Source organism: Pseudomonas sp. A-B-19, assembly GCF_019947515.1.
Classification (GTDB): domain Bacteria; phylum Pseudomonadota; class Gammaproteobacteria; order Pseudomonadales; family Pseudomonadaceae; genus Aquipseudomonas.
The window spans coordinates 94,783-120,850 of sequence record NZ_JAGYGN010000015.1; the positions used below are offsets into that span (position 1 = coordinate 94,783).

The window sequence follows — 26,068 nt, forward strand, 5'->3', positions numbered from 1 at the left end:
TCGGTGAGGCGAAATCAGAGAAAAAAATCCATCCGGAACCAGATCGGCGCTTCGCGCTCGGTCAGGGCGTCCGGACGTTCCAGGGAATGGGCAAAGGTCACGCTGGCGGCGAGGTGCTGGCCGCGAGCAAACACCTCCACCGCGTTGCTGGACAGGCGCCCGTGTTGATCGCCGTTGTAGCGATCGTTGCGAATCACGCCCTGGTCATAGCCGAGGCCGGTGCCGTATTCAGCGAACACCGGGCGCAGCCAATCCAGGGTGACCTGTCGGCTCCAGCGCAGGTCGTTGCGCCAGTAACCGCCGCTGTCACCGGACAGGGATTGGTCCTTGTAACCACGGATCGACGACAACCCGCCAAGACTCAGGCGCTGCGGGCCGAACAGTACGTCTTCACTGCGCTGGCTGGTCATCAGGCTGCTGAAACTGAGCGACTCGCCCCACAGCTTGAACGGCTGCAAGTAGCTCGCCGTGGCGGTGTATTTGCGGTAACGCGCGTTTGGTTCGCCAGGGCCTGGGTGATCGTCGCCCTGCGCATCGAACACACCGATACCCTCTTGCATCCCGAGGTCGAGGTTGACGAAGGCGCTGCCGACTCGCCGACCGTGGTTGATCCCGAACTGTGCTTCGCTGAGGCGGTTACTGCTCAGCTTGAGCTTGCTGTCTTCGATGAAGTTGTTGGTGCGCAGGTACGACAGGCCGGTGCTGAGCGAGGTCTTGCTCACGGCATCGCGATGAATCACCCGTTCAGCGTGTAGCTGATGGTTTTCGCTGTCGCCGGTCTGTTTGAAGTTGAAGCCGTTGGCTTGGGCCAATGAGCGATAGTCACTCTGGCTGTAGGTGTAACTGAAATTCCACCAGCCCCACGGCAGGCTGTAATTGAGCAATGCGTTGCTGGAGGTGTGCTGGTGATCGCTCACCGCATCGTGACCGCCTCGCAGATTCAACTGATCGGCCAGCCCCAGCGGGCTGTCCCAATCAAACGTCGTGCCCCACTGCTGCTCGCCGGTGCTGCGCAGGCCGTCGTTGCTGCGGGACAACCCGGCGCGCCAAGGCTTCTGCGGGGTGTTCTTGACCAACACTTCACTGCCGCCAACGTTCTGGCCCGGTGCCAACTCCATCTGTGCCTGATTCGATGGCAAGCGGTTGAGTTGATCGACCAGTTGCTCGATTTCGCGCAGGTTGACCAGCTCACCGGTTTTTCCGGGGAATGCCATGCCCAGCTCCCGGTCCGACAGCTGGCTGCCCTGCGCGCCTTTCAACCCTTCGAGTTTGCCCTCGACCACCAGCACCTTCAGGTGCCCGCCGGACAAATCCTGCTGCGGCAAATAGGCCCGACTGGTGACCAGGCCTTTTTCGATGTAGTGATCGGTGATGACTTTCAGCAGTTCGTTGAGCTGCGTGACACCCAGGCACTGGCCGATGTAAGGCTTGAGCAAACGGTTTTTTTCGCTATCGGAAAGGCTGTCGGCGCCCTTGAGTTCGATGTCTGTGATGGGGAAACAACGGGTGTCCGCAGGCGCCGCGGGTTGAACGGGTTTGGCTGCCTTACCGGGCAATTCCTTGAGCTCTTCGAGACGCCGACGCTGCTCTTCGAGCAGACGATCCTGACGTTCGCGGATGAGATCAGTGTCACCCGGGGTGGTGGCTGCATTAGCAGAATTCAGCGGAGAAAGGCACAGCAAAGCCAGGCACAAACTCGCCCCTAGGGCGGGTGAGTACATGTTCGATCCCTCGAAGTGGAAGGTGATAGCACAATAGTGGCGAAATATTAAAGAGCCATCATATTGACGTCAAATAGTGGATCCATTCGAAAAGTATGAGGAACGAACGGTAGCGGTTAAATCAGGCGCTTCCGACCGGTATGCAGGACGTTTCTTGACGCAAGGGGGGAAAAGCGACGGCCAAGCGACGGTATTTCCGAGAGCGTATTTACCCTACAGAAGCAGCTGTATGAACGTCCTGAACCCCACAACCCCAACCTATTAACCGCCCAACACGGATCCTGAGGCCTCTCATGAAATCCCTTCTGACGCTCACCCTCGCCACTAACTTCGCCTGCACCCTACCCGATTGGGCCTGCCCCCCAGGGAAGCCACCGCCAAGCGCGAGCAACTGGCCTGGGAGTGGCCAAGCTCACCGAGCAAAATCCGGCCAAAACCAAAGAGACCAACGACGAGTTGCAGAAGATGGACCTAGACACAGCCAGCAAGGATTTGCCGGATAAATACCGTTGATTGATCCGCGTTTGAAGAAGCAGCAGACGGCGGACAAGAAAGCCCAAAGCTGATTGATCGAGGAATTTCGCACATAAAAAAACCGGACATTTGTCCGGTTTTTTTGGTCACGGCATCGGCTTATTCAGCAGCCGGAGCTTCCGGTTTGCGGCGCTTGAGCGGGGCCATGCCGTCCTTGCTGACCAGCGAATCGCTCTTCGGCCGGTTGGCGCTCTTGCGCTTGGTCGGGGTCTTGGCGGCGGTTTTCTTCTTGTCGCCCTTGGCGTCGGTCTTTTTCTTCTTCACGCCGACGGCCTTGCCCGAGGCCTTGACCTTTTTCGGTCCGCCGTAGGTACCTTTGACTTCCTTGATGGTACGGCGCTCGAAGCTCTGCTTGAGGTAGCGCTCGATGCTCGACATCAGGTTCCAGTCGCCATGGCAGATCAGCGAAATGGCCAGGCCATCGTTGCCGGCGCGGCCGGTACGACCGATGCGGTGCACGTATTCGTCGCCGCTGCGAGGCATGTCGAAGTTGATCACCAGGTCCAGACCATCCACGTCCAGGCCGCGGGCGGCGACGTCAGTGGCCACGAGGATTTTCACGCCGCCCTGCTTCAGGCGGTCGATCGCCAGTTTGCGATCCTTCTGGTCTTTCTCGCCGTGCAGCACGAACGCTTTGTATTCCTGCGCCACCAGGCGGCCGTAGATGCGGTCGGCCATGGCGCGGGTGTTGGTGAAGACGATGGCCTTCTGGTAGGTCTCGTTGGCCAGCAGCCAGTTGACGATCTGTTCTTTGTGCTGGTTGTGGTCAGCGGTAATGATTTGCTGGCGGGTGGTGTCGTTCAGCTGGCTGACCGCATTGAGCTGCAAGTGCTCAGGGTTGTTCAGGACCTTGGCGATCATCTCGCGCAGCCCCGAACCACCGGTGGTGGCGGAGAACAGCATGGTCTGCTGACGGTTGGTGCACTCGTCCACCAGACGCTGCACGTCTTCGGCGAAGCCCATGTCGAGCATGCGGTCGGCTTCGTCGAGCACCAGCACTTCAACTTCTTTCAAGTCGAGGTTGCCGGCATTCAACTGCTCGATCATCCGGCCCGGCGTACCGATCAGGATGTCCGGCACCTTGCGCAGCATGGCGGCCTGGACCTTGAAGTCTTCGCCGCCAGTGATCAGGCCGGACTTGATGAAGGTGAACTGCGAGAAGCGTTCAACTTCTTTGAGCGTCTGCTGGGCCAGTTCGCGGGTCGGCAGCAGGATCAGGGTCTTGATGCTGACGCGGATTTTCGCCGGGCCGATCAGACGGTTGAGGATGGGCAAAACGAATGCAGCGGTTTTGCCGCTACCGGTTTGCGCCGTCACCCGCAGGTCACGCCCCTGGAGCGCCAGCGGGATGGCCGCGGCTTGCACAGGCGTTGGCTCGACAAATTTCAGCTCGGCCACGGCTTTGAGCAGGCGTTCGTGCAGGGCGAATTGGGAAAACACGGGTGCTACCTCGAAGAAATGCAAAAAAACAGCTGCATAGGGTAACGGTTTCGAGCGCTCAGGCCGAGTTTCTTTATACAAATGGCGGTAAACAGTTGGTTTTTTGTTGCCTGATTTTTCCCGAAACGTAATACAAAGCCTCTTAAATGCTCTAATCCCCCTCTCGCGCCTTACAGAAGAATCGTTTTGACCATGGATATCAAACAGCTCTGGACCAACGTCCTGGACCTCTGGGGTGCCCTCGACCAGCACCCGCTCGTGCACTCCAGCCTGTCGCTGTTGCTGCTGTTGGCGATTGCGCTGTTCCTCGGACGGGTGGCGCGCTACCTCATTCTGCACTCGACGAAAATGCTCGGCCGCCAGCCGACCTTGCACTGGATCAATGATTTCCTGCAAAACAAGGTGTTCCATCGCCTGGCGCAGATCACGCCTTCGCTGGTGCTCCAGTTTGGTCTCAATCTGGTGCCGGACCTGAGCAAGACCAGTCTGAATTTCCTCGGCAACGTCGCGCTGTCCTTCACCTTGCTGTTTCTGCTGCTGTCGGTCAGCGCCCTGCTCAATGCCCTGCTGGACATCTACGCCCGCACCGAGCATGCCCGCACCCGTTCGATCAAAGGCTATGTGCAATTGGCGAAAATGGTGTTGTACGTGTTTGGCGCGATCATCATCGTCGCCACGCTGATCGACCGCTCGCCGCTGTTGCTGCTCTCGGGTCTGGGTGCCATGTCGGCGGTGATTCTGCTGGTCTACAAGGACACCCTGCTGTCGTTCGTCGCCAGCGTGCAGTTGACCAGCAACGACATGCTGCGGGTCGGCGACTGGATCGAGATGCCCCAGGTGGGCGCCGACGGCGATGTGGTGGATATCACGCTGCACACGGTCAAGGTGCAGAACTTCGACAAGACTATCGTCTCGATCCCGACCTGGCGCCTGATGTCCGAGTCATTCAAGAACTGGCGCGGCATGCAGGCTTCCGGTGGCCGCCGGATCAAACGCAGCCTGTTCATCGACGCCAGCGGCGTACGCTTTCTGCGTGACGACGAAGAGCAGAAGCTGTCCCAGGTGCACTTGCTCACTGACTACATGACCCGCAAACAGGCCGAACTCAAGGCCTGGAACGAAGCCCAGGGCAACGTCGCGGCCATGTCCGCCAACCGCCGGCGGATGACCAATATCGGCACATTGCGCGCCTATGCGCTGGCTTACCTGAAGAGTCACCCGGAGATCCAGCCGAACATGACCTGCATGGTGCGTCAGATGCAGACAACGGCCCAGGGTATTCCGCTGGAAATCTACTGTTTTACCCGCACCACGGCGTGGGCCGATTACGAACGGATCCAGGGGGATATTTTCGACTACCTGCTAGCGGTGCTGCCGGAGTTCGGGTTGAGTCTTTATCAGCAGCCCAGCGGATCGGATTTGCGTGCGGGGATATTACCGGCGGTGTTGGGCGCTAGCTATCTTCCCGAACCCGAAAAACGCAGGGTGTAACACCGTCAAAACCTGTAGGAGCGGGCTTGCTCCGGGCGGCGTTCCGACGAATGCGCCAGGTCATTCAACAGTGATGTCGACTGACACTCCGCCTTCGCGGGCAAGCCCGCTCCTACAAGGGGTTACATTGCGTTCAAAGCTTGCGGGTTACTTGACCTGCCGCTGCGGTGCCTTGTGCACCATGGTGTAGGCGTAATCCACGCCCATGCCGTACGCGCCGCTGTGTTCCAGCACCAGTTCCATCACCGCTTCGTAAGTATCCTTGTGCGCCCAGTCACGCTGGTATTCGAGCAACACTTGCTGCCAGGTCACCGGTACCGCGCCGGCCTGAATCATCCGTTGCACCGACATGTCGTGGGCTTCCTTGCTGGTGCCGCCGGAGGCGTCGGTGACGATGTACACCTCATAGCCTTCGGCCAGGGCTTCCAGCGCCGGGAAAGTCAGGCAGACCTCGGTCCATAGCGCGGCAATGATCAGTTTTTTGCGCCCGGTGGCTTTCACTGCGTCAACCAGTGCCTTGTCTTCCCAGGAGTTCATCGAAGTGCGCTCGATCGGCTTTTGCTCCGGGTGCACGGCCAGCAACTCAGGCCAGATGTAACCGCTGAAGCTTTCGGTTTCAACCGAGGTGTAGATGGTCGGCACATTGAAGATCTTCGCCGCCTTGGCCAGGCCCACGGTGTTGTTCTTCAGGGTCTGACGGTCGATGGACTGCACGCCGAATGCCATTTGCGGCTGGTGGTCGATCAGGATCAGGGCGGAGTTGGTTGGGTTGAGCAGTTCACGGATAGACATGGCGCGTTCCTTTTGATGTCGATACTTCGAATGGGTAAGGGGTTAGTCGACGTTGCCTTCAGCGGCTTTGTTGTCGGCTTGGATGTCACTTTAGGGGCTGGCGATAAAAGGGACAATTACCTAAAATAGAGAATCATTGATTCTAAAACAGGGACAATATGGATCGCATCGAATGCATGCGCGCGTTCGTCGTCACGGTCGGCGAGAACGGCTTCGCCGCAGCCGCCCGGGCCATGGACGTGCCGCGCTCGAAAGTCAGTAAACAGATTCAGGCGCTGGAAGAAGCTATCGGCGTGCAATTGCTGCAACGCACCACCCGCAGCCTGCACCTGACCGAGGCCGGGGCCGAGTATTTCGATGCAGCACGGGAAGTATTGGCGGCACTGGACGAGGCCGAGCAACGCGCCCGTGACGGCATCGGCGAGTTACGCGGCGTATTACGGGTCAATGCGCCGATGTCGTTTGGGCTTCGGCGGTTGGGGCCATTGATTCCGCTGTTTCATGAACAGCACCCGAACATCGAGCTGCAACTGGTGCTCAGTGACCAGCAGGTCGACCCGGTGCGGGGCGGGTTTGACGTGACCATCCGCATCGCGAGCATGCCCGACTCGACCATGATCGCCCGGCAACTGGCACCTGCTCCGCGCATCATGGTGGCATCCCCGGCTTATCTCGAACGCGCGGGCATCCCGCAAACGCCTCAAGATCTGCGCACCCATCAATGTCTGAACTACGGCTATCTGCAGAGTGGTGTCAGCCTGCAACTGTGCAATGGCAAGGAAACCCAGCGGGTGAACGTCACCGGTCCATTGCACGCCAACAACGGCGACTTGCTCGCCCAGGCAGCCGAAGCCGGCATGGGCATCGCCCTGCTGCCCGACTTCATCGTCGAGGATGCGCTGGCGGCCGGGCGACTGGTGCCGGTGCTGTGCGAATGGCAGGCCCCGGCAATCACCATCAACGCGGTGTATTCATCGGCACGGCGGGTGCCGCAGAAGACCCGGGCGTTTATCGAGTTTCTGGTGGGGCAACTGGCGCCGAAGTGATTTTCGCAGATCACGCAATCCCTTGTGGGAGCGAGCTTGCTCCGGGCGGCGTTCCGACGATATCTATTTCACAGTCGACATCTTTACCGACTGTCATGCCGTCATCGCGAGCAAGCTCGCTCCCACAGAGGCTTGCGTATACCCAACCGACTGATCCACACCGCCAGCAAAATCACCGAACCGCCGAGCAACAACCGCCCCAGTTCTTCATGCTGGTTCCAGATCAGCAGGTTGATCAGCAACCCCACCGGCACATGCAGGTTGTTCATCACCGCCAGGGTCCCGCCATTGACCATGCACGCACCCTTGTTCCACCAGTAGAGCCCCAAAGCGGTCGAGACCAGGCCGAGGAACAGCAGCACGCCCCATTGCAGCGGCGCTTCAGGCAGGAAGTTCTGTTTGCCGAATAGTAGAAACGCCGGCAACACCACCGCCAGCGCGCCGAGGTAGAAGTAACCGAAGCGTCGGTAATGCGGCAGATCGCTCGGGTGGCGCGCGACCAGGTGTTTGTACAGCACCTGCCCGGCGGCGTAGGTGAAGTTGGCCAGTTGCAGCAACAGGAAACCCATGAAGAAATCCGGGTTGATCCGGTCAAAGCGAATAACCGCCGCCCCTGCCACTGCCACCAGCGCCGCGACCAGGGCCCAGGGATTGAAGCGACGATTCAGTGCATCTTCAATCAGGGTCACGTGCAGCGGCGTGAGGATGGTGAACAACAACACTTCCGGCACCGTCAATACACGAAAGCTCAGGTACAGGCAGACGTAGGTCACGCCAAACTGCAACGCGCCGATCAGCAGCATGCCGCGCATGAATGCCGGCTCAACCGAGTGCCAGCGGGTCAGTGGAATGAACACCAGCCCCGCCAGCAGCACCCGCACCAGCACTGCGAAATAACTGTCGACATGACCGGCCAGGTATTCGCCGATCAAACTGAAGGAAAACGCCTGGATCAGCGTGACAAAAAGTAGATAGCCCATGTTCGCCTCATTTCGAATGGCGACGACGATAGCGGGTTTTGCTGTTGATCGCGAACACCCAAATAATACAAATTCCTTGTGGGAGCGAGCTTGCTCGCTCCCACAGGGTTTTGTAGGTGTTGGTTAAATCGCAGGCAAAAAAAAGCCCGATCTCGCTAAAGCGTTCAATCGGGCAAGAGCACTCAGGAGCAACAAGTGCGAAGGGAGGTTCGATGCGCGTACAGGCTTGAAGGGTTGCGCCAGGTCACTAGACCATCCAGCGATTATCTGGCGATTAACCGGTCAGGCCACTTGCGAGAGCTTGGCGTTCGCCTGGTTCAGGCCTTTCTCCTGGAAGTCACCGCCCAGGTTCATGCCTTCGGCGTGGATGAACGTCACGTCGTGGATGCCGATGAAGCCCATGACCTGACGCAGGTAGGGTTCCTGGTGATCGGCGGTGCTGCCGGCGTAGATGCCACCGCGAGCTGTCAACACATAGGCACGCTTGCCGCTGAGCAGGCCTTGCGGACCGGTTTCGGTGTACTTGAAGGTCACGCCGGCCCGCAGCACATGGTCAAGCCAGGCTTTCAGAGTGCTGGGGATGGCGAAGTTGTACATCGGTGCGGCCATCACCAGTACATCGGCGGCGAGCAATTCGTCGGTCAACTGGTTGGAGCGCTCCAGAGACGCCTGTTCAATGTCGCTGCGCTGCTCGGCGGGTTTCATCCAGCCACCCAGCAGGTTGATGTCCAGGTGCGGCACCGGCTTGACGGCCAGGTCCCGGATGGTGATCTGGTCATTCGGGTGAGCGGCTTTCCACTGGCTGATGAAGGTCTGGGTCAGTTGACGGGAAACCGAGTCTTGCTGACGGGCACTGCTTTCGATGATCAGAACGCGGGACATGGGATGTAGCCTCCATCTGAGAATGCTGTAGGTCGATGGAGTGAAGGTTAAACAGAGTCATATCGATGAAAAAGCGCAAATAACTGCTATAACCAATCGATAAATTCGTTTATAAGCTCAGCATGCCCTACCTCTGTGGGAGCGAGCTTGCTCGCGAGGGTGTATCAGACACAGTGGTGTCGATTGACCCACCGCATCGCGAGCAAGCTCGCTCCTACAGAAGAGCCTGGCGTCATTTCGGGGTGCAGGTCAGCCCGATGCGCAATTTGATGATGTTGCGGCTGAATTTGGCCGTGGCATTTTTGTGCTTGCCGGCCGGTACGTCGATCTTGCGGGTGCGCGGAGCTTCAGGGCCATTGCTGAAAACCGCCTTGCAGCTCGCATCGACGTCGCCGTAGTTGGCGACCCGGATGGAGCCGATATCGCTATCCGTATCGAAGGTTTCGTAGTCGATCTTCATTCCGTTGAGGTTCTTCTGCACATCAATCGGATAAGCAAACGCCGTCAGCGGCAGTAGCGCCAGCAGCACACAACAGAATTTTTTCATTCAGCAGCCTCCAGTAAGGGCTGCCAGCTTAGGACAAGAGGAGCTCCACATGAAAGCGCCCCGCGTGACCCTTGATCAATGGCGAACATTGCAAGCCGTGGTCGATCACGGTGGTTTCGCTCAGGCCGCCGAGGCGCTGCATCGCTCGCAATCGTCGGTCAGCTACACCGTGGCCCGCATGCAGGATCAGCTCGGCGTACCGTTGCTGCGCATCGACGGGCGCAAAGCCGTGCTGACGGAAGCCGGCGGCGTGCTGTTGCGCCGTTCCCGGCAATTGGTGAAACAGGCCAGTCAGCTGGAAGACCTGGCCCATCACATGGAGCAGGGCTGGGAAGCCGAAGTCCGCCTGGTGGTCGATGCCGCTTACCCAAGCGCCCGCCTCGTCCGCGCCTTGACCGCGTTCATGCCGCAAAGCCGTGGCTGCCGGGTGCGCCTGCGCGAGGAAGTGCTATCGGGCGTGGAGGAAGTCCTGCTCGAAGGCGTGGCCGACCTGGCCATCACCGGGTTCAGCATTCCCGGTTACCTGGGTGCGGAATTGAGCGACGTCGAGTTCGTCGCCGTCGCTCACCCGGAGCATTCCCTGCACCGCCTCAAGCGCGAACTGAGCTTCCAGGACCTGGAAAGCCAGATGCAAGTGGTGATCCGCGACTCGGGGCGCCAGCAACCACGGGACGTCGGCTGGCTCGGTGCCGAACAGCGCTGGACCGTCGGCAGCCTGGCCACCGCCGCAACCTTCGTCAGCAGCGGTCTGGGGTTTGCGTGGCTGCCCCGGCACATGATCGAGCGGGAACTCAAGGAAGGTACGCTCAAGCTGCTACCGTTGGATCAGGGCGGTAGCCGCAACCCGAGCTTTTACCTGTATTCGAACAAGGACAAACCCCTCGGGCCGGCCACGCAGATTCTCATCGAGCTGCTACGCACGTTTGACACCGCACCACTGGACGCACCGTTCGCCGCCCCCGAACAAGCCTGACACGGAGTGTATGCATGGCCTATTTCGAACACGAAGGTTGCAACCTGCACTATGAGGAATATGGCCACGGCACGCCGCTGCTGCTGGTCCACGGCCTGGGCTCAAGCACCCTGGACTGGGAAAAACAGATCCCGGCACTGGCCACCCGCTACCGAGTGATCGTCCCGGATGCGCGCGGTCACGGTCGTTCGGACAAACCCCGGGAGCGCTACAGCATTGCCGGATTCAGCGCTGACCTGATTGCACTGATCGAGCACCTCAATCTCGGCCCGGCACATTATGTCGGCCTGTCGATGGGCGGCATGATCGGCTTCCAGTTGGGCGTGGATCAGCCGCAACTGCTCAAGAGCCTGTGCATCGTCAACAGCGCCCCCGAGGTCAAACTGCGCAGCCGCGATGACTACTGGCAGTGGTTCAAGCGCTGGAGCCTGATGCGCACCCTTGGCATGGGCACCATCGGCAAGGCGCTGGGCAGCAAGTTGTTCCCGAATCCCGAGCAGGCCGACTTGCGACAAAAGATGGCCGAACGCTGGGCAAAAAACGATAAACATGCTTATCTCGCCAGCTTCAATGCCATTGTCGGCTGGGGGGTTCAGGAACGACTTTCGAAGGTTACCTGTCCAACTCTCATCGTCAGTGCCGACCGTGACTACACACCGGTGGCGCTGAAGGAAAACTACGTCAAACTGCTGCCTGACGCGCGGCTGGTGGTGATCGCCGATTCCCGCCACGCCACGCCGCTGGACCAGCCGGAACACTTTAACCAGACACTGCTGGAGTTTCTGACCGCAGTCGACACCACCACTCAGGATCACTGACCCATGCTGAAAAAAATCGCCCTCGCCGCAGGCTCCGTCCTGTTTGCCGCCAACCTGATGGCCGCGACGCCGGAAAAAGCCCCGCACGTGCTGCTGGACACCACCAACGGCCAGATCGAAATCGAACTGGACCCGGTCAAGGCCCCGATCAGTACCAAGAACTTCCTTGCGTACGTCGACAGCGGCTTCTACAACAACACGATTTTCCACCGGGTGATTCCCGGTTTCATGGTCCAGGGCGGTGGCTTCACCCAAACCATGCAGCAAAAGGAAACCAAAGACCCGATCAAGAACGAGCACAAGAACGGCCTGGTCAACGTACGTGGCACCTTGTCCATGGCCCGTACCTCGGTGCCTGACTCGGCCACCAGCCAGTTCTTCATCAACGTCAAGGACAACGACTTCCTTGACCAGGGCGACGGCTACGCGGTGTTCGGCAAAGTGGTCAAAGGCATGGAAGTGGTCGATATCATCGTCAATTCGCCAACCACCGTTCGTGGCGGCATGAAGGATGTGCCGGCCGATCCGGTCTACATCAAGTCGGCCAAGCGCATCGACTGAGACTAAGCTGGACATGGATGTCCGAGCCGTCGCCGGCTTTGCCGGCAACGCTCAAACCGTTTAAAGGAGAGCCCGTTCGCGGGCGAAAAAAACATGCTTTATCGCCGTTTTGAAAAACTGATCGATGTTTTCCGTGAAGCACCGACGGCGTCTCCGCCAGACCGTGTATTCCCGTTTTATACCTATTACCTCAAGCAGGTCTGGCCGAGTTTCGCCGCCCTGCTGATCGTCGGCCTGATTGGTGCTTTGATCGAAGTGGCATTGTTCAGCTACCTGAGCCGCATCATCGACCTGGCCCAAGGCACACCGAACGTAAATCTCTTCAAGGAACACGCCCTCGAACTGACCTGGATGGTGGTGGTTGCGCTGGTGCTGCGCCCGATCTTTGTCGGCCTGCATGACCTGCTGGTGCACCAGACCCTGAGTCCCAGCATGACCAGCATGATCCGCTGGCAGAACCATAGCTACGTGCTCAAGCAGAGCCTGAATTTCTTCCAGAACGACTTCGCCGGGCGCATCGCCCAACGCATCATGCAAACCGGCAACTCACTGCGCGATTCCGCCGTGCAGGCCGTGGATGCCCTGTGGCATGTGCTGATCTACGCCATCAGTTCGCTGGTGCTGTTCGCTGAAGCCGACTGGCGCCTGATGATCCCGTTGCTGACCTGGATCGTCGCCTTCATCAGTGCCCTCTGTTATTTCGTGCCAAGGGTGAAGGATCGCTCGGTGATGGCCTCCGATGCACGCTCCAAACTCATGGGGCGGATTGTCGACGGCTACACCAATATCACCACCCTGAAGCTGTTCGCCCACACCAACTTCGAACAGCAATACGCCCGCGAAGCCATCAAGGAACAGACCGAGAAGGCGCAACTGGCCGGTCGCGTGGTCACCAGCATGGACGTGGTTATCACCAGCATGAACGGCTTGCTGATCGTCTGCACCACCGGACTCGCCCTGTGGTTGTGGACCCAGTCGCTGATCAGCGTGGGTGCCATCGCCCTGGCCACCGGCCTGGTGATCCGCATTGTCAACATGTCCGGCTGGATCATGTGGGTGGTCACCGGCATTTTCGAAAACATCGGCATGGTGCAGGACGGTCTGCAGACCATTTCGCAACCGGTCTCCGTTACCGACCGCGACCAGGCCAAACCCCTGGCGGTGGCCCGTGGCGAAGTGCGCTTCGAACAGGTGGACTTCCACTACGGCAAGCGGAGCGGGATCATCGGCGACCTCAACCTGACCATCAAGGCCGGCGAGAAAATCGGCCTGATCGGCCCGTCCGGTGCCGGCAAATCGACCCTGGTCAACCTGCTGCTGCGCCTGTACGACGTCGAAGGCGGACGCATCCTGATCGACGGCCAGAACATCGCCGACGTCAGCCAGGAAAGCCTGCGCGAACGCATCGGCATGATCACCCAGGACACGTCGCTGCTGCACCGCTCGATCCGCGACAACCTGCTGTATGGCAAGCCCGACGCCACCGACGCGCAACTCTGGGAAGCGGTGCACAAGGCCCGGGCTGACGGCTTCATTCCTTCACTGTCGGACGCCGAAGGCCGCACCGGTTTCGATGCTCATGTCGGTGAGCGCGGGGTGAAACTCTCCGGTGGCCAGCGCCAACGCATCGCCATTGCCCGTGTGCTGCTCAAGGACGCGCCGATCCTGATCATGGACGAGGCCACCTCGGCACTGGATTCGGAAGTCGAAGCGGCGATCCAGGAAAGCCTCGAAACCCTGATGCAGGGCAAAACCGTGATTGCCATCGCTCACCGGCTCTCGACCATCGCCCGGATGGACCGGCTGGTGGTGCTGGAAAACGGCAAGATCGCCGAAACAGGCAGCCACGCCGAACTGCTGGCCCATGGCGGTTTGTATGCGCGGTTGTGGCAACACCAGACCGGTGGGTTTGTCGGGATCGATTGAGTATCAAGATGGCCACATTACCTGTAGGAGCGAGCTTGCTCGCGATGAATTAAAGAACGCCGCGCGGTGTCAGGCTCTCAGCATTATCGTTGACGACCATCGCGAGCAAGCTCGCTCCTACAGGGGTCAAGTGATTCCGATGGACCTTGGATAACCGCCAGGCCCCGCCAACAACGGGGCCTGGCGGTTTTTTTGTGCCTGCTGGAATTCTGAAAAAACCGTGCTGTACTGACTTCAACGTTCTGGAGGTGGTTCTGCAGTCCATCGGCTGGATGCTAAAGGCAGCATAATCTCGAAAGGACACTCTCTTATGACTCTGTTAAAACGTTCGGCGACTGAGTTGGTAGGTACGTTCTGGCTGGTATTGGGTGGTTGCGGCAGCGCGGTGCTGGCGGCGGCTTTTCCGGATGTCGGGATCGGTCTGCTCGGGGTGTCCTTCGCATTTGGCCTGACCGTGCTGACCATGGCTTTCGCCATCGGCCATATTTCCGGCTGTCATCTCAATCCTGCGGTGTCCCTAGGCCTGGTGGTAGGTGGGCGCTTCCCGGCCAATGAATTGCCGGCCTACATCGTTGCCCAGGTCATTGGCGGTGTGATTGCAGCCGCCCTGCTGTACTTCATTGCCAGCGGTAAACCCGGTTTCGAACTGGCGGGAGGCCTGGCGTCCAACGGCTATGGCGAACACTCGCCTGGCGGCTATTCGATGGCGGCAGGGTTTGTCAGTGAACTGGTGATGACCGCGATGTTCATCCTGATCATCCTCGGTGCCACCGACAAACGTGCACCGGCAGGACTGGCACCGATTGCCATCGGCCTGGGGCTGACGCTCATCCACCTGATCTCGATCCCGGTCACCAACACCTCGGTCAACCCGGCACGCAGCACCGGCCCGGCGCTGATCGTTGGTGGCTGGGCGATTCAACAATTGTGGATGTTCTGGGTCGCACCGCTGCTCGGCGCAGTGGTCGGCGGCGTGCTGTATCGCTGGCTGGGCAAAGAAGAAAGCTGAAACGCTGAAAATCAGCCTTGTCGATAAGGCAAGGCTGACTTCGCATCCTCTGCATAAGCCAACACGCCCAGCCGCTCCTGCTCCAGAAAGTCTTTCACCGCTGCTTTCAATCCGGGATGGCGCAAGTAGTGCCAGGAATGGGTAATGACTGGCTCGAATCCACGAATCAGTTTGTGCTCGCCCTGGGCCCCGGCATCGAAACGCTGGAAACCGTTGGCGATGGCATAGTCCATGCCTTGATAGAAACAGGTCTCGAAATGCAGGCGATCGAACTCCGCCAGACATCCCCAGTAACGGCCATAAAAGCTGTCCCCCCCCACCAGACTGAACGCCATCGCCACTGGCCGTGAACCTTGTTTGGCCAGCACCACGCGAATCGACTCCGGCATGCGCTCGGCCAACAGGCTGAAAAACTCCCGCGTCAAATACGGCGCTTGCCGGCGCACCGCGTAGGTATTGGCGTAGCAGGCATAGACGAAATCCCACTGCGCCTGACTCAGCTCCCGCCCTTCAAGCCATTCGAACTCGATGCCCTGCCCGGCCACCTGCTCGCGCTCCTTGCGCATCTGTTTGCGCTTGCGCGAACTGAGCACGTCGAGGAAGTCCTGGAAATCCCGGTAGCCGCGATTCTGCCAGTGGTATTGACAGCCAACGCGCTGCAGCCAGCCGGGCTGCTCGCTCAGTGCCGCGTCGGTGAACGGATCGGTGAAATTGATGTGGGCGCTGGAGAGCCCTTCGAGTTCAAGGTAGCCCGGCAGGCTTTTCAATAACTCGAAGCCGTCCTCGACCGTGGCCGCCAACAGCCGCGGCCCGCTGACGGGACTGAACGGCACAGCGCTCAACAGCTTGGGGTAGTAATCGATGCCGGCGCGCTCGCAGGCATCGGCCCAGGCATGATCGAACACGTACTCGCCATAGGAATGCCACTTGCGATATCCGGGTAGCGCGGCGATCAGTCGATCCCCTTCGACGTGCAATAAATGCTCGGGCTGCCAGCCGGTATGGGGTCCGACGCTGCCGCTGTCTTCCAGTGCGCTCAAAAAGGCGTGACGCAGAAAAGGCTGAGTCTCGGGCACCAGTGCGTCCCACGTTTGCGGGGCGATTTCTGACAGTTTTTGCAGACGTTGCAACGGCATCACCATCCTCACTCTTCATGGCGTGAAAGCCCCGCGAGTATCGCCTATCGCTCTGCATTGCACACGAGCAAACCGACGACAGCGCTCTAACTCAATAGTTCACGACGGCTTTGTATCGTCATCGACATGACATCACAGTGCCACTGCTCTGTCATAAACCATCGCGATACTGGCGCCTGTTTTTAGAGCGCCGGGTTATACCCGGTCACTGTTTTCCGCCCCTAACGGTCGGTTGTGTCCCGGATGGCTCTGTCATCCGCTCTCATCTTCGGAGATTGATATGCGTCTTGCTTCCACGAAAACTGCGGCGGCCTTGTGCGGTGGCCTGCTGCTGGCCATGAGTGTCCCGGCCAGTGCCGCAGTCGACGCCAAACTGCTCGATATGCTCAAGGCTAACGGCTCGATCACCAACGCGCAGTACAGCGAACTGCAAGCCGAGCTGGCCAGGGATCAGAAAGACCAGCAGATCGCCCGTCAGGCTCAGCAAGAGACTAACGAGCAAATCGCGGCCACCGCGAAGAAAACCGACGCACTGAGCACCTTTGACCAGAAGCTGGCGTGGGCCGCCAAGACCCAGTTCAAGGGTGACGTGCGCTTCCGTGAAGAAACCGTGCACAACGATGGCGTGCCAAACAACAAGGACCAGGACCGTCAGCGCATTCGTGCCCGCCTGGGTGCCTACAGCGAAATCAACCCGCAGGTCGACACCGGTATCCGTATCGCCACCGGCAGCAACGACGACGCTCGCTCGACCAACCAGGACCTGAACAACTACTTCGACAAGAAGCAGATCTGGCTGGACCAGGGTTACATCGACTACCACCCGGACGCGATCAAGAACCTGCACCTGGTTGGCGGCAAGATGCCGCAACAATGGGTGAGCATGGGCGACATCATCTGGGATAGCGACATCAACCCGGAAGGCCTGGCCGTCACCTACAAGTACCCGCTGAGCGGCAGTACCGAGCTGTTCGGTAGCGCCGGTCACTACACCCTCAAGGACAACGTCGACGGCGAAGGCGTGCAGTTCAAGCACGACCTGCGTCTGTACGCTGGTCAATTGGGTGGTCGCTTCGCCATCACCGACAGCATGAAAATGACCTTGGGCGGCAGCATCTACTCCTACGACAACGACAGCAGCAGTGCCTGCCCTACCTCCGGCACCGTTACCACGCCATGCGCCCTGGCCGTCAACGGCAACAGCCCGAACGAAACCTTCAAACTGTACGAAGGCTTTGGTCAGCTGGACTTCAGCAACCTGCCAGTTCCGCTGTCGATCTACGGTCAGTACGTCAACAACACCGATGCCAGCAACGACCAGGACACGGGCTGGCTGGCCGGCGTGAAGTCCAGGCTCTACGGCTTCAATGTGGACTACAACTACCGCGACGTGCAGCGTAACGCTGTGGTTGGCGCCTTCACCGACTCCGACTTCGCCAACGGCTTCACCGGTTCGCGCGGCAGCAAGCTGAAAGTGAGCTACGACCTGGACAAGAACTTCGCCCTGGGCGCGACCTACTTCATGGCGACCTCGGACCAGACCAACGCCAACATCAACAAGAAAGATTCGGACATCAACACCCTGCAACTGGATGCCGAAGCCAAGTTCTGATTCACCCCGCTACACGACCCGGGCAAGGAAGCCCGGGCCGCTTTTACAGCCTGGCGTTGGTGCATCGGTCCCCATCATCCTCCGATGCATCAACTCCGGGCTGTTCGTTTTTGCCAACCCCCCTTGTAGGAGCGAGCTTGCTCGCGAAGGTCGTCAACGATAACGCGTGCAATCTGGATGAACGCAGCGTCTCTGAGTTCTTCGCGAGCAAGCTCGCTCCTACATCCTACAACTTGCGCAGCAACACGCTACCAATCGAATAACCGGCGCCGAACGAGCTGAGCACGGCCAGCGAACCGGCGGCCAGATCGTCCTGGTTCTTGTGGAACGCAATCACGGAACCGGCGGAACTGGTGTTGGCGTAGGTGTCGAGAATCACCGGCGCTTCCTGTTCGGTGGCGTCGCGGCCCAGCAGTTTCTTGACGATCAGGTGGTTCATGCTGAGGTTGGCCTGGTGCAGCCAGAAGCGCTTCACGTCGCTGACGTTGAGCTGGTTCTCTTCCAGATGCGTTGCGACCAGTTCGGCCACCATCGGGCAAACGTCACGGAACACCTTGCGGCCTTCCTGCACGAACAGTTTGTCCCTGGCACCGACGCCCTCTTCCGCTGCGCGGTTGAGGAAGCCGAAGTTGTTGCGGATGTTGTTGGAGAACTTGGTCAGCAGCTTGGTGCTGACGATGTCGAACTGGTACCTGGACGTCGCAAGGTCAGCACGTTCGATGATCACCGCGGTGGCGGCATCGCCGAAGATGAAGTGGCTGTCACGGTCGCGGAAGTTCAGGTGGCCGGTGCAGACTTCCGGGTTGACCATCAGGACTGCCCGGGCCTGCCCCAGTTGCACGCTGTTGGCGGCGGTCTGGATACCGAAGGTCGCCGAGGAACACGCCACGTTCATGTCGAAACCGAAACCCTGGATGCCCAGCGCTTCCTGGACTTCGATGGCAATGGCCGGGTAAGCGCGTTGCAGGTTGGAGCAGGCGACGATCACGCCGTCGATGTCCGCTGCGGTCTTGCCGGCACGCTGCAAGGCTTGTTCGGCCGCGCCGATGGCCATCTGGCAGAGCACCGACCACTCGTCGTTGGAACGCTCCGGCAGGCGTGGCGCCATGCGCTGCGGGTCGAGGATGCCTTCCTTGTCCATGACAAAGCGGCTCTTGATGCCGGAGGCTTTTTCGATGAACGCTACGCTGGATTCGGTCAATGCCTGCACTTCACCGCGCGCAATGGCATCGGCGTTGTCGGCGTTGAATTGCGCGACGTAAGTATTGAAAGACTGCACCAGCTCTTCGTTGGAAATGCTGTTGGCCGGGGTGTACAGGCCGGTGCCGCTGATGACGACGTTATGCATGGTCGTGTCTCTAATCTGTTCAGGCAGAAAGCATTGGCACCGACGTGCCAATACACAAAGGGTCTATTCCGATCCGGGGGACGCAAACCTGGCATCGCTTTATTCCGACCTGCCCGAGACCGTGAAGGCTCAAAACCGCGGGGCCGGCGTTTATAGGCGCGAAGTTTGCCATAAACCGCAGGTTTTGGCCCCTTTTTGCTGGATAACGCACCCATCAAAAGAACACACAATACCCGTAGGAGCCGGCTTGCCGGCGAAGGGGTCATCACTGACGATGCAAGGCTCAAGGCCGACTTCGCTGGCAAGCCAGCTCCTACAAAGTATTTGTGTCAGGGTTCGACCTGGCTCCACTGCTTGCTCAGGCGCTTGTCGGAAATCGGCACCTTGGTCCCCAATTGCTGGGCAAACAGCGAAACCCGGTATTCCTCCAGCCACCAGCGATACAACTCCAGCTGCGGATCGCGCTTGCCTTCCTGGGCATGTTTGTTGGCGCGGGTCTGGTATTGCGTCCACAGGCCGCTCAATTCGCCACTCCAGACCCGGTCGCGCTGCACCTGGGCGCCGATTTTTTCGAAACGCTGTTCGATCGCCTTGAGGTAACGCGGCAACTCCTTGAGCCACTGCATCGGCGTTTCCCGGACAAAACCCGGATAGACCAAGTGGCTGAGCTGTTGCTTGATATCGTTCAGGGCCACGGCTTGCGCCAGATCGATCTTGCCCTTGAAGCGCTTTTGCAGACCGTGCCAGAGCTTGAGGATTTCCAGAGTCAACCTGGCCACACGCTCGGCGTGCTCGGTCCAGGCGCCACGTTTGCGCTCGGCCAGGGACGCCAATCCAGCGCCATCGCGTGGCAGCGGGTCTTCGCCTTCAAGAATGCAGCTGTCGAGGCTGGCCAGCAGGATATCTTCCACCAGCGCATCGACGCGCCCCATGTCGCGGTACAGCAGGCCCAGTTCGGTCAGCCCCGGCAATTTGCCGCGCAGGAATTTGGCCGACTCGGCCAGTTGCTGCATCAGCAGACGTTGCAGGGCACGGCGATGCTGGAACTCGGCCTCGGCCGGCGTCGAAAAACGCCCTTCCTTGACCGTACCGCTCTCCTCCACCAGCGCCGGATACACCGTCATCGACAGCCCGGCGATCTTCTGTTGGGTTTTCTCGGCCACGGCGGCGAATACTTTCGGCTCCACCGGCTGCTGGTTCTTTGCGGTTTGCGGCACCGCCAATGCCGCCTGGCTAGCCTCGGCGAAACGCGCCGTCAGTTCGGCCAGATCGCGACCTTCACCGAGGAACTTGCCCTGGGCGTCGACGATTTCCAGGTTCATCCGCAGATGGCTTTCGACCTGTTGCGCCGCCTCACTCCAGGCTTCGTCGCTGACCCGCGCGCCGGTCATGCGCAGCAGCTCGCGACCCAGGGCCTGAGGCAGTGAACCCTCGGCAAAAGTCATGCGCTGCAACGCCGCTTTGACGAAGTCCGGCACGGGTACGAAGTTCTTGCGCAGGGCCTTGGGCAGGTTGCGCACCAGAGCAATGCACTTGGCTTCGATGACACCGGGCACCAGCCATTCCAGGCGTTCCGGTGGCAGCATCGGCAACAACGGCGCCGGCACGCGCAGGGTCACACCGTCCCGTGGATGGTTGGGTTCGAAGTGGTAACTGAGGGCCAACTCCAGATCGCCGATATGCAGCGTATCCGGGTAATGCTGGGCGGTGACTTCACTGGCTTCGCGGGCCAGCACGTCTTCTTCGCGCATGATCAGCAGCTGCGGGTCTTTCTGGCTGTTGATCCGATACCAACTGTCGAAGGTCGCCGTCTGATGAATCTCCGCCGGCAATCGCGCGTCATAGAAGGCGTACAAGGTTTCTTCGTCGGCAAGGATGTCCCTGCGGCGAGCCTTGGCTTCCAGTTCGTCGAGTTGTTCCAGCAACTGCTTGTTGGCCGTCAGGCACCTGGCCTTCGACTGGATTTCGCCACGCACCAGCGCTTCGCGGATGAACAATTCACGGGACACCACCGGGTCCACCGGGCCGTAATGCACCGGCCGACGCCCAACCACGATCAACCCGAACAGGGTGATCTGTTCGAACGCCACGACCTGGCCACGCTTCTTCTCCCAATGGGGTTCGAAGTGGTTTTTCTTGATCAGGTGCCCGGCCAGTGGCTCGATCCAGTCGGCATCGATTTTCGCCACCATGCGCGCATAGAGCTTGGTGGTTTCCACCAGTTCGGCGGTCATCAGCCACTGCGGACGCTTTTTACCGATACCCGACGACGGATGAATCCAGAACCGCCGTTGACGCGCGCCGAGGTAATCGCCCTCTTCGGTTTTCTGGCCGATCTGGCTCAGCAACCCCACCAGCACCGCTTTGTGCAGCTTCGGATAGTCCGCCGGCTCTTTGTTGAGGCTTAGTTGCATGTCGCGGCAGATCAGGCTCAACTGACGATGGGAGTCGCGCCATTCGCGCAGGCGCAGGTAATTCAGGAAATTCTTGCGGCACCAGTTGCGCAACGGATTGGTGGTCAGCGCCAGGCGTTGTTCTTCGAAACCGCGCCACAGATTGACCAGTCCGGCGAAATCCGAGTCGGCGTCTTTCCACTGCGCGTGAGCCTGATCCGCCGCTTGCTGACGCTCCGGCGGGCGCTCGCGCGGGTCCTGGATCGACATGGCACTGGCAACGATCAACACTTCCTGCAAGCTGCCGAGTTTCGCCGCCTCCAGCAGCATGCGGCCCATGCGCGGGTCCACCGGCAAGCGCGCCAATTGCCGGCCGAGCGGCGTCAGCTGACTGTTGCGATCCACCGCCGAGAGTTCCTGCAGCAGGTTGTAACCGTCGCTGATCGCTTTGCCATCAGGCGGCTCGATAAACGGGAACGCGCTGACCTCGCCAAGGCGCAGGTGCAACATCTGCAAAATGACCGCCGCGAGGTTGGTGCGCAGGATCTCCGGATCGGTGAATTCCGGGCGACCGAGGAAGTCCTCCTCGCTGTACAGGCGCACACAAATGCCCGGCTCGACACGCCCACAGCGACCTTTACGCTGATTGGCGCTGGCCTGGGAAATGGCTTCAATCGGCAGACGCTGGACCTTGGCGCGGTAACTGTAACGGCTGATGCGTGCGGTGCCGCTGTCGATCACGTAACGAATGCCCGGCACGGTCAGCGAGGTTTCCGCGACGTTGGTTGCCAGCACCACGCGACGGCCCGGGTGCGACTGGAAAATCCGCTGCTGCTCGGCCGGCGACAATCGTGCGTACAACGGCAGGATTTCGGTGTGCTTGAGCTGCGCCTTGCGCAGCATGTCGGCGGCGTCACGAATCTCGCGCTCACCCGGCAGGAACACCAGCACGTCACCGGGACTGCGGCGTTCGCTGCGCTCATGAGCGGCGATTTCGTCGAGGGTGGCGAGGATCGCCTGATCCACCGTCAGGTCATCCTCGACGCGGTTACCCTCTTCGTCCTGCTCCAGCGTCAGCGGGCGATACCAGGTGTCCACCGGGAAGGTACGGCCGGAGACTTCGACAATTGGCGCGTCATCGAAGTGTTTGGAGAAGCGTTCGAGGTCGATAGTCGCCGAAGTAATGATGACTTTCAGGTCGGGACGGCGCGGCAGCAGGGTTTTGAGGTAGCCGAGCAGAAAGTCGATATTGAGGCTGCGTTCGTGGGCTTCGTCGACGATGATCGTGTCGTAGCGTTCCAGATAACGGTCGTTCTGGGTTTCGGCCAGCAGGATGCCGTCGGTCATCAGTTTGATCAGGGTGCTGGAATCGCTCTGATCCTCGAAGCGCACCTGATAACCGACCAACGCACCCAGCGGCGTGCCAAGCTCTTCGGCCACCCGGCTGGCCACGCTGCGCGCAGCGATCCGCCGCGGCTGGGTGTGACCGATCAAACCATGCTGACCGCGACCGATTTCCAGGCAGATCTTCGGCAACTGGGTGGTTTTACCCGAGCCGGTCTCACCGGCGATGATCAGCACCTGGTGCTTTTCCAGCGCCTTCTTGATTTCGTCGCGCTTGGCGGCGATCGGCAGGCTGTCGTCGTAACGAATCACCGGCAGGCTGGCGCGGCGGGCCAGCACCTGCTCACAGGACGCCTGCATCCGCGTCACCCACTGGGCCAGCCTGGCCTCGTCGGGTTTCTTGCGCAGCTCAAGCAACTGCCGCCGCAGCCGGTGGCGGTCGGCGAGCATGGCGTGATCGAGGTTTTTCAGCAGTTTGTCGATGGAGGGCGATTCGTCGGTCATCGGGTACGCAATTCAGTCGTCTAGTGGCGCAGGGGGCCGATTGTCGCAGATTTGAAGGACGAACGAGATCCCTTGTAGGAGCCGGCTTGCCGGCGAAGGCGTCTGAACTGACGATGCAAGGCTCAAGATTGCCTTCGCCGGCAAGCCGGCTCCTACAGAGGTCCGTGTCGGATGGAGGGCTATTCGTTATCGAGGCCCTTGCGCCGATAGGGAAACACATCAATCACCTTCCCCGCCCGAATCGCTTCCTGCAGGCTCTTCCAGTAATCGGCGTTGTATAACTCGCCATGCAACTGATTGAACAACTTGCGTTGCCCGAAATCGGCAAACAGGAATGGCGGAAACTCTTCCGGGAACACGTCCAGCGGCCCGATCGAGTACCAGGGTTCGGAGGCCATTTCATCTTCGGGTGTACGCGGTGCCGGGATGTGGCGGAAGTTGGCCTCAGTCAGAAAGCAGATCTCGTCATAGTCGTAGAACACCACACGACCGTGACGGGTGACGCCGAAGTTCTTCAGCAGCATGTCGCCGGGAAAGATGTTGGCCGCCGCCAGTTGCTTGATCGCCAACCCGTAGTCCTCCAGAGCCTCGCGCACCTGCGCCTCGTTGGCGTTTTCCAGGTAGAGATTCAGCGGGGTCATGCGGCGTTCGGTCCAACAGTGACGGATCAGCACGCTGTCGCCTTCCACCGACACCGTCGACGGCGCGACTTCCAGCAATTCCTCCAGGCATGCCGGGTCGAACTTGCTCAGCGGGAAACGGAAGTCGGCGAACTCCTGGGTATCGGCCATGCGCCCCACGCGGTCGACACTCTTCACCAAACGGTACTTCTCGATCACCGTGGCGCGGTCGACGTTTTTCGATGGCGAGAAACGGTCTTTGATGATTTTGAACACGGTGTTGAAACCCGGCAGGGTGAACACGCTCATGACCATACCGCGCACACCGGGGGCCATGATGAACTGGTCGTCGGTGTTGGCCAGGTGATTGATCAGCGCCCGGTAGAACTCCGACTTGCCGTGCTTGTAGAAGCCAATCGAGGTGTACAGCTCGGCAATGTGTTTGCCCGGCAGGATACGGCGCAAGAAGCCAATGAACTCCGCCGGCACCGGCACATCCACCATGAAATACGAGCGGGTGAACGAAAAAATGATCGACACGTCTGCTTCGTCGGTGATCAGCGCATCGATCTGGATGCCGCGCCCTTCGAGGTGCAGCAATGGAATCGCCAGCGGCCACTGCTCGTCGGCGGTGTAGATGCGCCCCACCAGGTACGCGCCTTTATTGCGGTACAACACCGAGGAAAACAGCTCGACACTCAGCTCCGGGTCCTTGCACACCCAATCCGGCAGGTTCTCGCGCAACTGCGCTTCAAGGCGCTTCAGGTCACCGGACAGGTCTGCGTAATCCTCACTGAAGCGGTAGTCGGCGAAGATGCTGGCGAGCATGGCCGACAATTGTCCTTGCGGCTTGTAGGTGCGGGTTTGCGCGGCCCGGGCATGGCGCAGGCTCGGCCGGGTGGTGTGGATGAACATGCAGCCGTCGCTGATCAGGTCATGGCTGAACAGCCCGCAGAAAATCGAGTTGTACCATGTCTCGGACAGTTCATCGTCCAAGCGCAGGTCGATCAGGCTGATGTAGGCGCTTTTGACCAGCGGCCAGCAGCTGACGTCCAGGGTGCCTGGGTCAAACGCGGTGCGCAGTCGCTCCACGGTTTCACCGACTTTTTCTTCGTACAGATTGATCCGCGCCGCCGACGCCGATTGCGTCTCCTGCCACCTGGCCTGTTCGAAGCGGGCCCGGGCGCCGTCGGTAATCTGCCGGAAATGCTCGCGGTAATCGTCAAAGCCATCGAGGATCAAGCGGGCGATGTCGGCGGCTGGCCATTGCTGCGGCATGGTGAGACCTCTGCGGGAATTCGGGAGGCTTGAGCTTAGCCAGTGAAGCGGGTGCAGGAGAAGCGTAATTTTCCGGACGAATTGAATGCCCGGTTTTCGGTTGCCATCGATCACACACTCAGCAACACTTTCGCCCCTCCATCAAGGAAGGACCGCGCTGTGAACCCCGTCGATATTTTCCGTTTACTGTCCCTGGCGGCCATTTGGGGTGCGAGCTTTCTGTTCATGCGCATCATCGCTCCGGTGATCGGCACGATTCCCACGGCGTTTTTCCGTGTGTCGATTGCCGCGGTCGGACTGTTGGTGATTCTTGGCCTGATGCGCATCAGCTGGGATTTCAAGGGCAAACTCAAGACCGTGATGCTGCTCGGGGTGATCAACTCCGGGATTCCGGCGACGCTCTATTCGGTGGCCGCGCAGGTGCTGCCTGCCGGTTACTCGTCGATTTTCAATGCCACGACTCCCTTGATGGGCGTGCTGATCGGCGGCCTGTTTTTCCATGAAAGGCTCACTGGCGCCAAACTCGGCGGCGTGTTCCTGGGGCTGTTCGGCGTGGGCGTGCTGACCCGTGCCGGTCCGGTGGCGTTCAATATGGAACTGCTGATGGGTGCCGGCGCCTGCCTGCTCGCGACCACTTGCTACGGATTTGCGGGGTTTCTGGCGCGCCGCTGGCTCGATCAGGCCGGTGGTCTCGATAGCCGCTTGTCGGCAGTGGGCAGCATGCTCGGCGCGACGCTGTTCCTGCTGCCGCTGTTCGGGTACAGCGTGATCAGCCAACCACCCGCGACCTGGGGCGGCTGGAATGTCTGGCTCTCGTTGTTGGGGTTGGGTCTGGGATGCACGGCGTTTGCCTACATTGTTTACTTCCGGCTCCTGAGCTCGATTGGTCCGGTGAAATCGATGACTACGACCTTTTTGATCCCGCTGTTCGGCGTGTTGTGGGGGGCGCTGTTTCTCGATGAGCCACTGTCGATGGCGCATATCTATGGCGGGCTGTTGATTGCGCTGGCGTTGTGGCTGGTGTTGAAGCCGGCTGCTGTGAAACCGGCTTTGGTGGCTGAGCGGTAGAATCGTTGCGTTGCGGATGACGCCAAAAATCAACAGACCTGGAGC

19 protein-coding genes and 1 pseudogene are annotated in these 26,068 nt (G+C 59.9%); 10 read left to right on the plus strand and 10 right to left on the minus strand.

The genetic code is table 11. The annotated features are described in order from the left end of the window. Positions 1 to 14 precede the first annotated feature (14 nt). On the minus strand, positions 15 to 1,721 hold the full coding sequence (locus KGA81_RS17810) for a ShlB/FhaC/HecB family hemolysin secretion/activation protein (RefSeq protein ID WP_223547479.1): 1,707 nt from the start codon (positions 1,719 to 1,721) through the stop codon (positions 15 to 17). A 293-nt stretch (positions 1,722 to 2,014) separates the two neighbouring features. Between KGA81_RS17810 and KGA81_RS17815 the strand changes: the two are divergent. Then, positions 2,015 to 2,287 (plus strand): annotated as a pseudogene (locus KGA81_RS17815) (hypothetical protein). Between the two features lie 67 nt (positions 2,288 to 2,354). On the opposite strand, the gene KGA81_RS17820 reads toward KGA81_RS17815, so the two are convergent. Further along, a complete protein-coding gene (locus KGA81_RS17820; RefSeq protein WP_007972492.1) occupies positions 2,355 to 3,695 on the minus strand; it encodes a DEAD/DEAH box helicase in 1,341 nt (446 codons plus the stop codon). Positions 3,696 to 3,887: 192 nt separating this feature from the next. On the opposite strand from KGA81_RS17820, the gene KGA81_RS17825 reads away from it, so the two are divergent. After that, a complete protein-coding gene (locus KGA81_RS17825; RefSeq protein WP_223547480.1) occupies positions 3,888 to 5,186 on the plus strand; it encodes a mechanosensitive ion channel family protein in 1,299 nt (432 codons plus the stop codon). Between the two features lie 147 nt (positions 5,187 to 5,333). Here KGA81_RS17825 and KGA81_RS17830 read toward each other — a convergent pair whose 3' ends face one another. Beyond that, positions 5,334 to 5,978 carry a hydrolase gene (locus KGA81_RS17830; protein ID WP_108218556.1) on the minus strand — a complete coding sequence of 215 codons (645 nt, stop codon included), beginning with the start codon at positions 5,976 to 5,978 and terminating at the stop codon, positions 5,334 to 5,336. A gap of 158 nt (positions 5,979 to 6,136) precedes the next feature. On the opposite strand from KGA81_RS17830, the gene KGA81_RS17835 reads away from it, so the two are divergent. Continuing rightward, positions 6,137 to 7,024, plus strand: a complete 888-nt coding sequence (locus tag KGA81_RS17835; protein ID WP_223547481.1) for a LysR family transcriptional regulator — start codon at positions 6,137 to 6,139, stop codon at positions 7,022 to 7,024. A 101-nt stretch (positions 7,025 to 7,125) separates the two neighbouring features. Here the strand turns inward: KGA81_RS17835 and KGA81_RS17840 are convergent, their stop codons facing one another. From KGA81_RS17840 to KGA81_RS17850, 3 genes are all read right to left on the minus strand, one after another. Continuing rightward, positions 7,126 to 8,004 (minus strand): carboxylate/amino acid/amine transporter, encoded by an 879-nt coding sequence (locus KGA81_RS17840; RefSeq protein ID WP_223547482.1) that lies wholly within the window; start codon positions 8,002 to 8,004, stop codon positions 7,126 to 7,128. 282 nt (positions 8,005 to 8,286) lie between these two features. After that, positions 8,287 to 8,886 (minus strand): FMN-dependent NADH-azoreductase, encoded by a 600-nt coding sequence (locus tag KGA81_RS17845; protein ID WP_108218553.1) that lies wholly within the window; start codon positions 8,884 to 8,886, stop codon positions 8,287 to 8,289. 232 nt (positions 8,887 to 9,118) lie between these two features. After that, the gene (locus KGA81_RS17850) at positions 9,119 to 9,433 is read right to left on the minus strand and encodes a 3-phosphoglycerate kinase (RefSeq protein WP_223547483.1); all 315 of its coding nucleotides are present in this window, start codon (positions 9,431 to 9,433) and stop codon (positions 9,119 to 9,121) included. Positions 9,434 to 9,482: 49 nt separating this feature from the next. Between KGA81_RS17850 and KGA81_RS17855 the strand changes: the two genes are divergently transcribed. From KGA81_RS17855 to aqpZ, 5 genes are all read left to right on the plus strand, one after another. Beyond that, positions 9,483 to 10,406 carry a LysR family transcriptional regulator gene (locus tag KGA81_RS17855; RefSeq protein WP_223547484.1) on the plus strand — a complete coding sequence of 308 codons (924 nt, stop codon included), beginning with the start codon at positions 9,483 to 9,485 and terminating at the stop codon, positions 10,404 to 10,406. Between the two features lie 14 nt (positions 10,407 to 10,420). Further along, positions 10,421 to 11,224 carry an alpha/beta fold hydrolase gene (locus tag KGA81_RS17860; RefSeq protein WP_223547485.1) on the plus strand — a complete coding sequence of 268 codons (804 nt, stop codon included), beginning with the start codon at positions 10,421 to 10,423 and terminating at the stop codon, positions 11,222 to 11,224. A gap of 3 nt (positions 11,225 to 11,227) precedes the next feature. Then, positions 11,228 to 11,785, plus strand: a complete 558-nt coding sequence (locus KGA81_RS17865; protein WP_223547486.1) for a peptidylprolyl isomerase — start codon at positions 11,228 to 11,230, stop codon at positions 11,783 to 11,785. Positions 11,786 to 11,878: 93 nt separating this feature from the next. Next, complete coding sequence (locus KGA81_RS17870; RefSeq protein WP_223547487.1) at positions 11,879 to 13,711, plus strand: ABC transporter ATP-binding protein; 1,833 nt, start codon at positions 11,879 to 11,881, stop codon at positions 13,709 to 13,711. A 310-nt stretch (positions 13,712 to 14,021) separates the two neighbouring features. Continuing rightward, complete coding sequence (gene aqpZ, locus KGA81_RS17875) at positions 14,022 to 14,720, plus strand: aquaporin Z (protein ID WP_223547488.1); 699 nt, start codon at positions 14,022 to 14,024, stop codon at positions 14,718 to 14,720. 11 nt (positions 14,721 to 14,731) lie between these two features. Here aqpZ and KGA81_RS17880 read toward each other — a convergent pair whose 3' ends face one another. Then, positions 14,732 to 15,856 (minus strand): GNAT family N-acetyltransferase, encoded by a 1,125-nt coding sequence (locus KGA81_RS17880; protein WP_223547489.1) that lies wholly within the window; start codon positions 15,854 to 15,856, stop codon positions 14,732 to 14,734. Between the two features lie 280 nt (positions 15,857 to 16,136). Between KGA81_RS17880 and KGA81_RS17885 the strand changes: the two genes are divergently transcribed. Then, on the plus strand, positions 16,137 to 17,468 hold the full coding sequence (locus tag KGA81_RS17885; RefSeq protein ID WP_223547490.1) for a putative porin: 1,332 nt from the start codon (positions 16,137 to 16,139) through the stop codon (positions 17,466 to 17,468). Positions 17,469 to 17,694: 226 nt separating this feature from the next. On the opposite strand, the gene KGA81_RS17890 is transcribed toward KGA81_RS17885, so the two are convergent. From KGA81_RS17890 to aceK, 3 genes are all read right to left on the minus strand, one after another. Then, entirely contained in the window at positions 17,695 to 18,816 is a 1,122-nt protein-coding gene (locus KGA81_RS17890) for a beta-ketoacyl-ACP synthase III (RefSeq protein WP_223547491.1), read from the minus strand. Positions 18,817 to 19,145: 329 nt separating this feature from the next. Next, entirely contained in the window at positions 19,146 to 23,057 is a 3,912-nt protein-coding gene (gene hrpA / locus KGA81_RS17895; protein WP_223547492.1) for an ATP-dependent RNA helicase HrpA, read from the minus strand. A 179-nt stretch (positions 23,058 to 23,236) separates the two neighbouring features. Continuing rightward, on the minus strand, positions 23,237 to 24,955 hold the full coding sequence (gene aceK / locus KGA81_RS17900) for a bifunctional isocitrate dehydrogenase kinase/phosphatase (protein WP_223547493.1): 1,719 nt from the start codon (positions 24,953 to 24,955) through the stop codon (positions 23,237 to 23,239). Between the two features lie 159 nt (positions 24,956 to 25,114). Here aceK and KGA81_RS17905 point away from each other — a divergent pair, with 159 nt between their 5' ends. After that, positions 25,115 to 26,023, plus strand: coding sequence for a DMT family transporter (locus tag KGA81_RS17905; RefSeq protein ID WP_223547494.1), 909 nt, complete (start codon positions 25,115 to 25,117; stop codon positions 26,021 to 26,023). Positions 26,024 to 26,068 lie beyond the last annotated feature (45 nt).

Bases quoted from the DNA above. Each gene is read 5' to 3' on its own strand.
- KGA81_RS17845 (WP_108218553.1), bottom strand. From the start codon at position 8,886: ATGTCCCGCGTTCTGATCATCGAAAGCAGTGCCCGTCAGCAAGACTCG.
- KGA81_RS17835 (WP_223547481.1), top strand. From the start codon at position 6,137: ATGGATCGCATCGAATGCATGCGCGCGTTCGTCGTCACGGTCGGCGAG.
- KGA81_RS17860 (WP_223547485.1), top strand. From the start codon at position 10,421: ATGGCCTATTTCGAACACGAAGGTTGCAACCTGCACTATGAGGAATAT.
- KGA81_RS17825 (WP_223547480.1), top strand. From the start codon at position 3,888: ATGGATATCAAACAGCTCTGGACCAACGTCCTGGACCTCTGGGGTGCC.
- aqpZ (WP_223547488.1), top strand. From the start codon at position 14,022: ATGACTCTGTTAAAACGTTCGGCGACTGAGTTGGTAGGTACGTTCTGG.
- KGA81_RS17840 (WP_223547482.1), bottom strand. From the start codon at position 8,004: ATGGGCTATCTACTTTTTGTCACGCTGATCCAGGCGTTTTCCTTCAGT.
- KGA81_RS17880 (WP_223547489.1), bottom strand. From the start codon at position 15,856: ATGCCGTTGCAACGTCTGCAAAAACTGTCAGAAATCGCCCCGCAAACG.
- KGA81_RS17890 (WP_223547491.1), bottom strand. From the start codon at position 18,816: ATGCATAACGTCGTCATCAGCGGCACCGGCCTGTACACCCCGGCCAAC.
- KGA81_RS17850 (WP_223547483.1), bottom strand. From the start codon at position 9,433: ATGAAAAAATTCTGTTGTGTGCTGCTGGCGCTACTGCCGCTGACGGCG.
- KGA81_RS17870 (WP_223547487.1), top strand. From the start codon at position 11,879: ATGCTTTATCGCCGTTTTGAAAAACTGATCGATGTTTTCCGTGAAGCA.
- KGA81_RS17855 (WP_223547484.1), top strand. From the start codon at position 9,483: ATGAAAGCGCCCCGCGTGACCCTTGATCAATGGCGAACATTGCAAGCC.
- KGA81_RS17810 (WP_223547479.1), bottom strand. From the start codon at position 1,721: ATGTACTCACCCGCCCTAGGGGCGAGTTTGTGCCTGGCTTTGCTGTGC.
- KGA81_RS17830 (WP_108218556.1), bottom strand. From the start codon at position 5,978: ATGTCTATCCGTGAACTGCTCAACCCAACCAACTCCGCCCTGATCCTG.
- KGA81_RS17885 (WP_223547490.1), top strand. From the start codon at position 16,137: ATGCGTCTTGCTTCCACGAAAACTGCGGCGGCCTTGTGCGGTGGCCTG.
- KGA81_RS17865 (WP_223547486.1), top strand. From the start codon at position 11,228: ATGCTGAAAAAAATCGCCCTCGCCGCAGGCTCCGTCCTGTTTGCCGCC.
- hrpA (WP_223547492.1), bottom strand. From the start codon at position 23,057: ATGACCGACGAATCGCCCTCCATCGACAAACTGCTGAAAAACCTCGAT.
- aceK (WP_223547493.1), bottom strand. From the start codon at position 24,955: ATGCCGCAGCAATGGCCAGCCGCCGACATCGCCCGCTTGATCCTCGAT.